Source organism: Leclercia sp. EC_58 (genome assembly GCF_019584355.1).
Taxonomy (GTDB): Bacteria; Pseudomonadota; Gammaproteobacteria; order Enterobacterales; family Enterobacteriaceae; genus Enterobacter.
This window is the reverse complement of record NZ_VDAM01000001.1, coordinates 143,213-157,183: the sequence shown is the minus strand read 5'-3', so window position 1 is coordinate 157,183 and position 13,971 is coordinate 143,213. Positions and strand designations below refer to the sequence as shown.

Genomic DNA, 13,971 nt, shown 5'->3' with positions numbered 1-13,971 from the left:
GTTCCTGCGGGAGTCGGCATTTTCTCTTGCGTGACGGGTGTATGCTTATGGTAGTCAACATGCGTAAGGACGGCTTATGAAAATAGTGATCGCACCGGACTCTTACAAAGAGAGCCTGAGTGCCCTGGCAGTGGCAACGGCGATAGAGCAAGGATTTTGCGAGATTTTCCCCACGGCGGAGTACGTGAAACTGCCGGTTGCCGATGGTGGGGAGGGCACCGTGGAAGCGATGGTCGCCGCCACCCAGGGTGAAATTATTCAGGTACGCGTAACGGGGCCGCTCGGCGAGCATGTTGACGGTTTTTATGGCCGCTCCGGCGATGGAAAAAGCGCATTTATCGAGATGGCGGCGGCCAGCGGTCTGGAGCTGGTTCCCCCGGCCCAGCGCAATCCGCTGAAAACCACCTCCTGGGGAACCGGGGAGCTGATCCGCCATGCCCTGGATGCAGGCGTAAAACATATCATCATTGGGATTGGCGGCAGCGCCACCAACGATGGCGGCGCAGGGATGGTGCAGGCGCTTGGCGCGAAGCTGCTGGACGAACAGGGTCACGCCATCGGTCCCGGCGGCGGTGAACTGGAAAGGCTGGCTCGTATCGATATCAGTGGTCTGGATAAACGGCTGACGTCGTGCCGCATTGAGGTGGCATGCGACGTCACCAACCCGCTGACCGGCGACAACGGCGCTACCGCCGTGTTTGGTCCGCAGAAGGGGGCAACCTCAGAGATGATCGTGCGCCTCGATCGCGCGCTGACGCAGTATGCCCGGATCATCGCCCGCGACCTTGACGTTGACGTCCTCGGGCTGGCGGGTGGCGGCGCGGCGGGCGGTATGGGCGCGGCGTTGTACGCGTTCTGCGGTGCGCAGCTGCGTCAGGGTATTGAAATCGTCACCGATGCGCTCAATCTCGACGGCCTGGTGGCCGATGCCGATCTGGTGATCACCGGCGAAGGGCGGATCGACAGCCAGACCGTTCATGGCAAAGTGCCGGTAGGGGTGGCGAAGATTGCCAAACGCTACAATAAACCGGTCATTGGCCTGGCGGGCAGCCTGACGGCGGATGTCGGCGTGGTGCACGACCATGGCATCGACGCGGTATTCAGCGTGATTTATACCGTCTGCACGCTGGAAGAGGCGCTGGAAGATGCCGAAGAAAATGTGCGGATGGCGGCCCGCAATATTGCCGCCGTATTAAAAGTGGGAAGGGGGCTGTAATCCCTTCTGTTCCCCCTCTTCCTGTCGGGAGAGGGGCCTTACGACCCCAGCACCTTCATCGCTTCCCGCGTGACGTTATCCATCTCATCCAGCAACTCCAGGAACTCCGGCTCCAGCTCGCTTTCCGGCGTGCCGGAACGTAACTGCTGCTCCAGCAGCTGACAGAGATTCTTAAGACGCGGCACCCCGCTGTACCCGCAGCTGCCGTGCAGCTTGTGGATCGCCCCGACCAGATCTTCCGGGTTTTCTCCCACCAGCTGCTCTTCCACTTTATTGCGGATCTCCGGCAGGAATGCGACCAGCATCTGCAGAATCTCCCGCGCGAGGTCGTTTTTGCCCGCCGCCTGACGCAGCGCCAGCTGCCAGTCGAGGGTGACACTGCCGTTAACTACGATCTCCGGGACCGCCGGCGGGACCTCCGGTGCGGGGAGCCAGTGACCTGTGGTAGGGCCGGGTTTGTAGCGCAGCAGCAGGCTGTGCAGTTTCTCTTCTTCAATCGGCTTCGCCAGATAGTCGTTCATCCCGGCGCTCAGCAGCTTCTCCTTTTGCCCCGCCATCGCATGCGCCGTCACGGCAATCACCGGGGTTTGCTGCTGATGGGGAAGCTGGCGAATCAGTTCACAGGCGCGGATGCCGTCCATACCGGGCATCTGGATATCCATCATGATCAGGTCAAACGGCTTCTCCTTCGCTCGCTCCACGGCCTGCAAACCGCTCTCGCACAGTTCGACATGCTGAACCTGATCTTCCAGCAGCGCCCCGATCAGCTTGAGGTTGGCGGGGTTGTCATCCACCGCCATCACGGTCATCGGCAGTTTGCTCTCATCGCTGGTAATCGGTGCGATGTGATGGTTCAGACGGCAATATTCCGTCAGCGTTGGCAACAGGCGGGTGGCCGTCAGCGGTTTCAGCAGGCAGGCGGCTGCCCCGTCATGTTTTAGCTCCTCGGCGTTGATCTGGGCATGGCAGGGCAGAGCCAGCAGCAGGTAATCGGTCATCGAGGCCGCTTTCGCCAGCCGCTCCTCCTGCATGGTCAGATCGCCGGTAAAGGTCACCGGGATCCCCAGCAGCAGGATGTCGTAATGGTCAACCGGCAGCGTGGAGAAGTTCGGACTGTAGACCACCTCCAGCGGTGTCGTGCTTAACACATCGAGGGTGCTTTGCGCGGCGGCGGTATTGGGCTCCACGTACGCCAGCCGTTTACCCTGCAGACAATCCATGGCCAGACGATCGGTGAGCACGTTCGGGTTCAGGTCGAGGTTGATATGGAACCAGAAGGTCGAGCCCCGGTTAGGCTGGCTGTGGAAGGAGATATCGCCCCCCATCTCATTAACCAGTTTTTGCGTGATGACCAGCCCCAGCCCGGTACCGCCGTGGCGGCGGGAAATGCTGGCGTCGGCCTGGCGGAAGGCCTGGAACAGCCGGGACTGATCGCGCTCAGGAATACCGATCCCCGTGTCGCGGATCTGCACCTCAATCTGCACTTTGGTATTGCTGATGGAGCGTTTTTCGACCAGGACGTCGATGTTCCCGCTCTCGGTGAACTTAATGGCGTTACCCACCAGGTTGGTGATCACCTGTTGCAGGCGCAGCGGATCGCCAATGACGTTGTCCGGCACATCATTTTTAATGTTCAGCGTAAGCTCCAGCCCCTTGTCGTGGGAGGAGTGCGCCAGCAAGGTGACCACCTCATCCAGGGTGTTACGCAGCGGGAACGGAATACTCTCCAGAATCAGCTTGCCTGCCTCGAGCTTGGAGAAGTCCAGCACGTCATTGATGATCGCCAGCAGGTTGTTGGCGGAGCGTTCAATGGTATGCAGGTGGTCACGCTGGGTCGGGTTGAGCTCGGTTTTCAGGGTCAGGCGGGTAAAGCCAATCACCCCATTCAGCGGGGTGCGCAGTTCGTGGGACATATTCGCCAGGAACTCCGACTTGATGCGTGCCGCCTCCTGGGCGCGTTTTTTAGCCAGATCCAGCTCAACGTTCTGGATCTCCATCTGCTCCAGCGTTTCGCGCAGGTCGGAAGTGGCCTGATCGACGTTATGCTGCATCTCCTCATGGTATGCCGCCAGCGACATGGCCATCGAGTTGATGCCATTTTTCAGCATATCCAGCTCGCCGAGCATAAAGCCTTCGACGCGGCTGTCGAGCTGGCCCCGGCGGATCCGGTCGACGGTATTCACCATGTTGCGGATGGGGCTGGTTACATCCCGCATCAGACGCCAGCCGAAGATCAGCGCAATGCCGATACAAAACAGCATCATCACCGTGGAGATAAAGATCTCCCGGTACTGTTGTAGCCGCACGGACTTGAGATCCAGCTCCAGCGCCACATATCCCAGCAAGTTGTTATTGGGCTTAGCGTCCGACGCGGGAGATTCATCCGGTGAATAGCTTTCCGAAATAATGGGGGTGCGCAGGATCATTTTTTCACCCTGGCGGATCACGCTCAGCCGCTTTGGAAACGCCGTACCATCCGGCAGCTTCAGGGTGTCCGGATCAAGCTGAATATTGGAGGTCACGAACAGGTGATTATTTTGGTCATACACTGAAATCGCCCGCACAATGTCCGAATGCCGACGGTGCAGAATGCTGATGAGCTGGCCGATGGGCTCGCGATTTTGCAGGTTCATGCCGTACTCGCTGGAGACCGCGAGCGGCTCAATAATGCTGGCACCGGCGTCCTCGAGCTGACGTTGCAGGTCGTTATAACGGTGCACCACGAAGAAGGTACTCAGCAGTAAACCAATGAGTACGGTAGGGGCGAGGATCAAAATCATCATGCGCGCACGCAGGCTGTAGTTGGTCATGGAGTTCCGTTATGGGACAATTAGAGTCAATATGTTCATTTGAGAAAATTCCCGGCGATGGCGCAATTCTACTCTGCAAAGCGACGCGTGACGACGCGTCAGATCATAACTGTTGAAGTGACAGACCTCGATCCGTTCGGACAGGGGGTGGCGCGCCACGAGGGCAAGACCGTATTTATTCCCGGCCTGCTGCCCCAGGAGCGTGCGGAAATCACCCTGACGGAAGAGAAACGTCAGTACGCTCGCGGACAGGTAAAGCGCCGTCTTAATGATAGCCCGGAACGCGAAACGCCCCGCTGCCCGCACTTTGGCGTCTGCGGCGGCTGCCAACAGCAGCACGCCAGCGTCGTGCTGCAGGAGCGCAGCAAAAGCAACGCCCTGGCGCGTTTGCTGAAGCACGACGTCGATGAGGTGATCGCAGATAAACCCTGGGGCTACCGCCGCCGGGCGCGTCTGAGCCTCAATTATCAGCCGAAAACCGCCCGTCTGGAGATGGGCTTTCGCAAGGCCAACTCCAGCGACATCGTTGATGTCAGAGAGTGCCCCATTCTGGTGCCCCGTCTTGAGGCATTGCTGCCAGAAGTGCGCAAATGCCTCTCTGACCTGCAGGGCGTACGTCATCTTGGGCACGTTGAACTGGTGCTGGCGAACAGCGGCCCGCTGATGGTGCTGCGCCATACTGCACCGCTTTCGGCCAAAGATCGCGAAAAACTGGAACGCTTTTCGCATTCCCATGAGCTTGACCTTTATCTCGCCCCGCAAAGCGAGATACTTGAGCAACTGAGCGGGGAAACGCCCTGGTATGATTCAGACGGGCTACGCTTAACGTTCAGCCCGCGCGACTTCATCCAGGTTAATGACGGCGTTAACCAGCAGATGGTCGCGACTGCGCTGGCGTGGCTGGATATTCAGCCGGAGGACCGGGTGCTCGACCTGTTTTGCGGGATGGGCAACTTTACCCTGCCGCTGGCAAAACGGGCACGAAGCGTGGTCGGCGTTGAAGGGGTGGCGGCGCTGGTGGAAAAGGGGCGCGATAACGCTGTTCACAATGCGCTGCAAAACGTGACATTTTTTCACGAGAATCTGGAAGAGGATGTTACACAGCAGCCATGGGCGGCGCACGGTTTCGATAAAATCCTGCTTGATCCGGCACGCGCGGGCGCGCCAGGCGTGATGCAGCATATTATTAAACTGGCCCCCAAACGTGTGGTCTATGTTTCCTGTAATCCGGCGACGCTTGCCCGCGATAGCGAGGCGTTATTAGCGGCGGGTTACCAGATTCAGCGTCTGGCAATGCTTGATATGTTCCCGCACACTGGGCATCTGGAATCAATGGCGTTGTTTGAACACAATTGATGAGTTTCGGCTTGTCGAATTCGACAGGCAGGGGTCCCTAAAGGAGAGGACAATGGTTGCGGTAAGAAGTGCACATCTCAATAAAGCTGGTGAGTTTGACCCACAAAAATGGATCGCAAGTCTGGGGATCGCCAGCCAGCAGTCGTGTGAACGCTTAACCGAAACATGGGCCTACTGTCTGCGCACCACACAGGGGCATCCCGATGCCGAGCTGCTGCTGTGGCGCGGCGTAGAGATGGTTGAGATCCTCTCCATGCTGAGTATGGATATCGACACCCTCCGTGCGGCTATGCTCTTCCCGCTGGCCGACGCCGAGGTGGTCACAGAAGAGGTGCTGCGCGAAAGCGTCGGGAAATCGATCGTGGCGCTGATCCACGGCGTGCGCGATATGGCCGCCATCCGTCAGCTGAAAGCCACCCACACCGATTCGGTCTCTTCTGAACAGGTGGATAACGTTCGCCGTATGCTGCTGGCGATGGTGGATGATTTCCGCTGCGTGGTCATTAAGCTTGCCGAACGCGTTGCCCATCTGCGGGAAGTCAAAGACGCGCCGGAAGACGAACGCGTGCTGGCGGCGAAAGAGTGCACCAACATCTATGCCCCGCTGGCGAACCGTCTGGGCATCGGCCAGCTGAAATGGGAGCTGGAGGATTACTGCTTCCGCTACCTGCACCCGGCGGAATACAAACGCATTGCTAAGCTGCTGCACGAGCGCCGTATCGATCGGGAACACTACATCGATGAGTTTGTCGGCGGCTTACGTAAGTCGATGAAAGAAGAGGGCGTGAAGGCCGAAGTCTATGGCCGTCCGAAGCATATCTACAGCATCTGGCGCAAAATGCAGAAAAAGCACCTCGCCTTTGACGAGCTGTTTGATGTGCGCGCCGTGCGTATCGTCGCCGAGCGGCTGCAGGACTGCTACGCCGCGCTGGGGATTGTCCACACCCATTACCGCCACCTGCCGGATGAGTTTGACGACTATGTCGCCAATCCGAAACCGAACGGCTACCAGTCTATCCATACCGTGGTGCTGGGGCCGGGCGGCAAAACCGTCGAAATCCAGATCCGTACCAAGCAGATGCATGAAGAGTCCGAGCTGGGCGTCGCCGCGCACTGGAAGTATAAAGAGGGGCCCACAAGCGGGGCGCGCTCCGGCCACGAAGATCGTATCGCCTGGCTGCGTAAGCTGATTGCGTGGCAGGAGGAGATGGCCGACTCCGGTGAAATGCTCGACGAATTGCGCAGCCAGGTCTTTGACGACCGGGTCTACGTCTTTACGCCGAAAGGCGACGTGGTTGACCTGCCGGCAGGCTCAACGCCGCTCGACTTCGCCTACCATATCCATAGCGATGTGGGGCATCGCTGCATCGGCGCCAAAATCGGCGGGCGTATCGTGCCGTTCACCTATCAGCTGCAGATGGGCGACCAGATTGAGATCATCACCCAGAAACAGCCGAACCCGAGCCGCGACTGGCTGAACCCGAACCTCGGCTATGTCACCACCAGCCGCGGGCGCTCAAAAATTCATGCCTGGTTCCGCAAGCAGGATCGCGACAAGAATATTCTTGCCGGACGCCAGATCCTTGACGATGAGCTGGAGCATTTAGGCATCCACCTGAAAGAGGCAGAGAAATTCCTCCTGCCGCGCTACAACTTTAACGAGCTGGATGAGCTGCTGGCCGCCATTGGCGGTGGGGATATTCGCCTTAACCAGATGGTGAATTTCCTGCAGGCACAATTCAACAAACCGAGCGCGGAAGAGCAAGATGCGGCGGCGCTGAAGCAGCTTCAGCAGAAGAGCTACGCCCCCTCGCACCGTGGCAAAGAAAAGGACAAAGGCAGAGTGGTGGTGGAGGGCGTTGGCAACCTGATGCACCATATTGCCCGCTGCTGCCAGCCAATCCCGGGGGATGAGATTGTCGGCTTTATCACCCAGGGGCGCGGGATCTCCATTCACCGTGCGGACTGCGATCAGCTGGACGATTTACAGTCCCACGCGCCGGAACGCATCGTGGATGCGGTGTGGGGCGAGAGTTATTCCGCCGGTTATTCACTGGTGGTACGAGTCTCAGCCAACGATCGCAGCGGCCTGCTGCGCGATATCACCACCATTCTGGCGAACGAGAAGGTGAACGTGCTGGGCGTCGCCAGCCGCAGCGATACGCGCCAGCAGCTCGCCACCATTGATATGACCATCGAAATCTATAACCTGCAGGTGCTGGGCCGCGTGCTCGGCAAGCTGAACCAGGTACCGGATGTGATCGACGCCCGTCGTCTGCACGGCGGATAATCGCACCTTCTTTTGTAGGCCGGGTAAGGCGCAAGCCGCCACCCGGCATTTTTTTATCAGGACAAAACTATGACCCAAATCGACCGCCTGCTCGGCATTATGCAACGTCTGCGCGACCCGGAAAACGGCTGTCCGTGGGACAAAGAGCAGACTTTCGCCACCATCGCCCCCTACACTCTGGAAGAGACCTACGAGGTGCTGGACGCCATCTCCCGGGAAGATTTTGACGATCTGCGTGGCGAGCTGGGTGACCTGCTGTTCCAGGTGGTGTTCTATGCGCAGATGGCCCAGGAAGAGGGGCGGTTTGATTTCAATGATATCTGCGCCGCCATCAGCGACAAGCTGGAGCGCCGCCATCCGCACATCTTTGGTGATGCCACCGCCGAAAACAGTACCGAGGTTCTGGCCCGCTGGGAACAGATTAAAAGCGCGGAACGGGCTGAAAAATCGCAACATTCCGCGCTGGACGATATTCCGTTAAGCCTGCCGGCGCTGATGCGCGCGCACAAGATTCAGAAACGCTGCTCGACGGTGGGGTTTGACTGGACATCCTTAGGCCCGGTGCTCGACAAGGTGCATGAAGAGATTGACGAGGTGATGCACGAAGCGCAGCAGGCGGTAGTGGATCAGGAGAAGCTTGAAGAGGAGATGGGCGATCTGCTGTTTGCCACCGTCAATCTTTCCCGTCATCTGGGCGTCAAAGCCGAAGTGGCGCTGCAGAAAGCGAACCTCAAATTCGAGCGCCGCTTCCGGGAAGTGGAGCGCATTATCGCGGCGCGCGGCCTGGAAATGACCGGCGTGGACCTCGAGGCGATGGAAGAAGTCTGGCAGGAAGTAAAACGCCAGGAATCTGATCTCTAACGGGTTTTTGCAATCAAGCGCAATTTGTGTGATTTTTTAAATGACAAGCGCTTGATTTGCGTCAAAAACATTTACCCAAAAGGGGCTATTTTCTCACTCCCAATATGAGTCAAAGCCTGAGACAGGAGACGGAGAATGAAAGTTTGTGGCGCTCGCCGTGTTCGGGTATACTACTTTCCCGTCCTGGTTATTCCATCGTTTCACCCTAACTTCTCAGGTTCAGCATGACAACGAACTATATTTTTGTGACCGGCGGGGTTGTATCCTCTCTGGGTAAAGGCATTGCCGCAGCCTCCCTCGCAGCCATTCTTGAAGCCCGTGGCCTCAATGTGACCATGATGAAGCTGGATCCGTACATCAACGTCGATCCAGGTACCATGAGCCCGATCCAACACGGGGAAGTGTTCGTTACTGAAGACGGCGCTGAAACCGACCTGGACCTGGGTCACTACGAGCGCTTCATTCGCACCAAAATGACCCGCCGTAACAACTTTACGACTGGCCGTATCTACTCCGACGTTCTGCGTAAAGAGCGTCGCGGTGACTACCTGGGCGCAACCGTTCAGGTTATCCCACACATCACCAACGCCATTAAAGAGCGCATCATTGCCGGTGGCGAAGGCCACGACGTCGTGCTGGTAGAAATCGGCGGTACCGTAGGCGATATCGAATCCCTGCCGTTCCTGGAAGCGATCCGTCAGCTGGCGGTGGACATTGGTCGCGAACACGCGCTGTTCATGCACCTGACTCTGGTGCCGTACATGGCAGCCGCAGGTGAAGTGAAAACCAAACCGACTCAGCACTCCGTTAAAGAGCTGCTCTCCATCGGTATTCAGCCAGATATTCTGGTCTGTCGCTCCGATCGTGCGGTTCCGGCCAACGAACGTGCAAAAATTGCATTGTTCTGTAACGTGCCAGAAAAAGCCGTTATTTCAATGAAAGATGTCGATTCCATTTATAAAATTCCGGGCCTGTTGAAATCACAGGGCCTGGACGATTATATTTGTAAACGATTCAGCTTGAACTGTCCGGAAGCTAACCTGTCTGAATGGGAACAGGTTATTTACGAAGAAGCGAACCCGGCGGGTGAAGTGACTATCGGTATGGTCGGCAAGTACATCGAACTGCCGGACGCCTATAAGTCCGTTATCGAAGCGCTGAAACACGGTGGCCTGAAAAACCGCGTAACCGTCAACATCAAGCTGATCGATTCGCAGGATGTTGAAACCCGCGGTGTAGAAATTCTGAAAGATCTGGATGCTATTCTGATCCCTGGCGGCTTCGGCTACCGTGGCGTTGAAGGCAAGATCGCTACCGCACGCTATGCGCGTGAAAACAATATTCCTTACCTCGGCATTTGCCTGGGTATGCAGGTTGCACTGATTGAATTTGCCCGTAATGTGGTGGGCATGGAAAACGCGAACTCTACGGAATTTGTGCCAGACTGTAAGTACCCTGTTGTGGCGCTGATTACCGAATGGCGCGACGAAGAAGGTAACGTCGAAGTCCGTACCGAGAAAAGCGATCTGGGTGGCACGATGCGTCTGGGTTCTCAGGCTTGCCAGCTCTCTGATGACAGCCTGGTACGCCAGATGTACGGTGCGCCAGTCATCACTGAACGCCATCGTCACCGTTATGAAGTGAACAACCTGCTGTTGAAACAAATTGAAGCTGCGGGTCTGCGTATTGCGGGCCGCTCCGGGGATGATCAGTTGGTCGAGATCATCGAAGTGCCGAACCACCCGTGGTTCGTTGCCTGCCAGTTCCACCCGGAATTTACTTCTACGCCGCGTGATGGACATCCGCTGTTTGCTGGCTTTGTAAAAGCCGCGACGGAGTTCCAGAAGCGTCAGGCGAAGTAAGAAAAGTTAGAACGGCAGCGCGTACCAAGGGTACGCGCTGTTTGTCTGGAGTTTTAGTTTAACTTGTACTGAGGAAAATCTAATGTCCAAAATCGTTAAAGTCATCGGTCGTGAAATCATCGACTCCCGTGGTAACCCGACTGTTGAAGCCGAAGTACACCTGGAAGGTGGTTTCGTAGGTATGGCTGCTGCGCCGTCAGGTGCTTCTACTGGTTCCCGCGAAGCGCTGGAACTGCGCGATGGCGACAAATCCCGCTTCCTGGGCAAAGGCGTAACCAAAGCGGTTGGCGCAGTAAACGGTCCTATTGCTCAGGCAATCCTTGGCAAAGATGCCAAAGATCAGGCTGGCATTGACAAGATCATGATCGATCTGGACGGTACTGAAAACAAATCTAACTTCGGTGCGAACGCAATCCTGGCTGTTTCCCTGGCAAACGCCAAAGCAGCAGCAGCTTCTAAAGGTCAGCCACTGTTCGAACACATTGCTGAACTGAACGGCACTCCAGGCAAATACTCCATGCCAGTTCCGATGATGAACATCATCAACGGCGGTGAGCACGCTGACAACAACGTCGACATCCAGGAATTCATGATTCAGCCGGTTGGCGCGAAAACTGTTAAAGAAGCCATCCGTATGGGTTCTGAAGTTTTCCATCACCTGGCAAAAGTTCTGAAAGCCAAAGGCATGAACACCGCTGTTGGTGACGAAGGTGGTTATGCACCTAACCTGGGTTCTAACGCCGAAGCACTGGCCGTAATCGCTGAAGCAGTTAAAGCAGCAGGCTACGAGCTGGGCACCGACATCACCCTGGCGATGGACTGCGCAGCATCTGAATTCTACAAAGACGGTAAATACGTTCTGGCTGGCGAAGGCAACAAAGCGTTCACTTCCGAAGAGTTCACTCACTTCCTGGAAGAGCTGACCAAACAGTACCCAATCGTCTCCATCGAAGATGGTCTGGACGAGTCTGACTGGGATGGTTTCGCATACCAGACTAAAGTACTGGGCGACAAAATCCAGCTGGTTGGTGACGACCTGTTCGTAACCAACACCAAAATCCTGAAAGAAGGTATCGAGAAAGGCATCGCTAACTCCATCCTGATCAAATTCAACCAGATCGGTTCTCTGACCGAAACTCTGGCTGCGATCAAAATGGCGAAAGACGCTGGTTACACTGCCGTTATCTCTCACCGTTCAGGCGAAACTGAAGACGCGACCATCGCTGACCTGGCTGTTGGTACCGCTGCTGGCCAGATCAAAACTGGTTCTATGAGCCGTTCTGACCGTGTTGCTAAATACAACCAGCTGATTCGTATCGAAGAAGCGCTGGGCGAAAAAGCACCTTACAACGGTCGTAAAGAGATCAAAGGTCAGTAATTCACGCTGAACCTTCATCTTTAGAAAAACCCGCTTCGGCGGGTTTTTTTTTATCATCACACCGTCGGTACGCTATGACGTGTGCATACCGCCTGTTCAATAATTTCGGCAGCCCGCGCTGCCCCTCCGGCGTTAATCAGCTGAGTCTGGAGGGCGGTGATGCGCTGCGTGTACTGCTTATTTTCCAGCAGGTCGAGAAGATGCTGGCTGAGCGTGCGGCTCGGCGAAAAACGGCAGGCCTTAAGGCCAATGCCGCTGAAGACCACTCGGGCGGCGACGCCCGGCTGATCAAACGCCAGAGGCACGGCGAGGATCGGCGTGGCGGTGGCGATGGCATCCATAACCGTATTCAGCCCAGCGTGGGTGATGACGGCGCTGGCATCGCGCAATACCGCCAGCTGATCGGTAAATCCTACGGTTTTCGCCCCGGCACGTGCCAGCCGGGCGGTTTGACTTGCATTCAGTCTGTCACAGTGGGCAATAAGCAAGGGCACACCAGCCTGTCGGCAGGCGCGGGCAATTGTGCGGAACAGCCCGTAGCGGTAGCCCTGGAGCGTACCTAATGACGCAAAAACAAACGGCTTCTTATTGCCGGAAGAGACCGTTGGCGGATCGTAGCGTAGCGGACCTACCGCATGGAAGCAGGCGGGCAAGGTGCGTGGAAAATCAAAGCCTGGGATGGTCTGGCTGATTTGCGCCAACGGCGACAGGCATTGATCCAGCCTGTTGCGCGAGGACAGACCAAACGCCCGGGCATGACGGGCAATCACTCGCCCCTGTCTCGACATCAGCCAGTCATACACATCCGCACTGGAAGCGTATAATTTCCGGCTGCGATTGCTGGTGCCATAGCGAAAAGGCATCACCGGCAAGGGGATGGTGTTATCCCGGTTTACCGGCAGGGCGCAGCAGATGGAGATAAAGGGCAGGTTGAGCGCTTGTGCAACCAGCCCTCCTGCCGGCTCCATCTGATCAACAATCACGGCGTCAATATTGTGCTGTCGGAAGGCGAGAGGCAGTTCGCGGCACAGCATATCGGTAACGCTTGCCATATCTGATATCAGGCGGAAAAAACCTGGCTCGTGCATCGCAGACGGCGTCGGGTGTCCCACGGCGATGAAGCGCGCCTGCGGTTCCCTGAGCAGCGTGCGAGCCTCTTCCTGCTGAAAAAAAGTGACCCGATGGCCGCGCACGATAAGGTGTTTTGCCAGTGCTTCCATAGCGCGCATATGGCTGTATAACGGTAGCGTTATTACCGCAAAATGGCTCATTCTGCTTGTCCAGTATTCTGATGGCTACTCAGTCAAAGGGGTTAACGTCGACAGCCGGGTGAGCGATATCTTAAAAGCGTAGCGTAAGTTTTAATGTTTTTAACATTGCCTTCTGAACGGCTTTCCACCCTAAGGCTGTTAGCTTGGCTATCCTTAAACTGACAGGAATAAAATCGTGGCCGGGGTTGTTTTGCCTGATTATGTGCGATCTGCAATAATGCCCCCCCGTAAATCTGACCAGAGATAACTATGCAGTACCCGATTAACGAGATGTTCCAGACCCTGCAAGGCGAGGGTTACTTCACCGGCGTTCCCGCTATTTTTATTCGTCTGCAGGGATGCCCGGTTGGCTGTGCCTGGTGCGACACCAAACATACCTGGGATAAGCTCGCGGATCGGGAAGTGTCGCTGTTTAGCATCCTGGCCAAAACCAAAGAGAGCGACAAATGGGGCGCAGCCAATCCGGAAGATCTGCTGGCGATCATTGGCCGCCAGGGCTGGACCGCGCGCCACGTGGTGATCACCGGCGGCGAACCCTGCATTCATGACTTAATGCCGCTTACCATGCTGCTGGAGAAGAACGGCTTTAGCTGCCAGATTGAGACCAGCGGCACCCATGAAGTGCGCTGCTCCCACACCACCTGGGTGACGGTATCACCAAAAGTAAATATGCGCGGCGGCTACGACATCCTCTCCCAGGCGCTGGAGCGTGCCGATGAGATCAAACACCCGGTCGGGCGCACGCGCGATATCGAAGCGCTGGACGAGCTGCTGGCAACGCTGACGGACGAAAAACAGCGCGTTATTGCGCTGCAGCCCATCAGCCAGAAAGAGGATGCCACCCGTCTGTGTATTGAGACTTGTATTGCGCGTAACTGGCGTCTGTCGATGCAGACGCACAAATACCTGAACATCGCCTGATAGCCC

The 13,971-nt window shown here is 56.8% G+C and carries 9 protein-coding genes; 7 read left to right on the top strand and 2 right to left on the bottom strand.

Going from position 1 to position 13,971, the window contains the following annotated elements; genetic code table 11:
* Positions 1-76 precede the first annotated feature (76 nt).
* Positions 77-1,216, top strand: coding sequence for a glycerate kinase (locus FHC51_RS00770; protein ID WP_114385846.1), 1,140 nt, complete (start codon positions 77-79; stop codon positions 1,214-1,216).
* Positions 1,217-1,254: 38 nt separating this feature from the next.
* On the opposite strand, the gene barA is transcribed toward FHC51_RS00770, so the two are convergent.
* Positions 1,255-4,026, bottom strand: coding sequence for a two-component sensor histidine kinase BarA (gene barA, locus FHC51_RS00765; RefSeq protein ID WP_220434704.1), 2,772 nt, complete (start codon positions 4,024-4,026; stop codon positions 1,255-1,257).
* Positions 4,027-4,083: 57 nt separating this feature from the next.
* Between barA and rlmD the strand changes: the two genes are divergently transcribed.
* From rlmD to eno, 5 genes are all read left to right on the top strand, one after another.
* The gene (gene rlmD / locus FHC51_RS00760; RefSeq protein WP_220434703.1) at positions 4,084-5,382 is read left to right on the top strand and encodes a 23S rRNA (uracil(1939)-C(5))-methyltransferase RlmD; all 1,299 of its coding nucleotides are present in this window, start codon (positions 4,084-4,086) and stop codon (positions 5,380-5,382) included.
* Positions 5,383-5,434: 52 nt separating this feature from the next.
* A complete protein-coding gene (gene relA, locus FHC51_RS00755; RefSeq protein WP_103822711.1) occupies positions 5,435-7,672 on the top strand; it encodes a GTP diphosphokinase in 2,238 nt (745 codons plus the stop codon).
* 69 nt (positions 7,673-7,741) lie between these two features.
* Positions 7,742-8,533: a nucleoside triphosphate pyrophosphohydrolase gene (gene mazG, locus FHC51_RS00750; protein WP_220434702.1), complete on the top strand. Its 792-nt coding sequence runs from the start codon at positions 7,742-7,744 to the stop codon at positions 8,531-8,533.
* A gap of 224 nt (positions 8,534-8,757) precedes the next feature.
* Entirely contained in the window at positions 8,758-10,395 is a 1,638-nt protein-coding gene (gene pyrG, locus FHC51_RS00745; RefSeq protein ID WP_103180932.1) for a glutamine hydrolyzing CTP synthase, read from the top strand.
* 82 nt (positions 10,396-10,477) lie between these two features.
* Entirely contained in the window at positions 10,478-11,773 is a 1,296-nt protein-coding gene (gene eno, locus FHC51_RS00740; protein WP_103822709.1) for a phosphopyruvate hydratase, read from the top strand.
* 56 nt (positions 11,774-11,829) lie between these two features.
* Here eno and FHC51_RS00735 read toward each other — a convergent pair whose 3' ends face one another.
* Positions 11,830-13,044: a glycosyltransferase gene (locus tag FHC51_RS00735; RefSeq protein ID WP_156239684.1), complete on the bottom strand. Its 1,215-nt coding sequence runs from the start codon at positions 13,042-13,044 to the stop codon at positions 11,830-11,832.
* Positions 13,045-13,293: 249 nt separating this feature from the next.
* Here FHC51_RS00735 and queE point away from each other — a divergent pair, with 249 nt between their 5' ends.
* On the top strand, positions 13,294-13,965 hold the full coding sequence (queE, locus tag FHC51_RS00730; RefSeq protein WP_103822707.1) for a 7-carboxy-7-deazaguanine synthase QueE: 672 nt from the start codon (positions 13,294-13,296) through the stop codon (positions 13,963-13,965).
* Positions 13,966-13,971 lie beyond the last annotated feature (6 nt).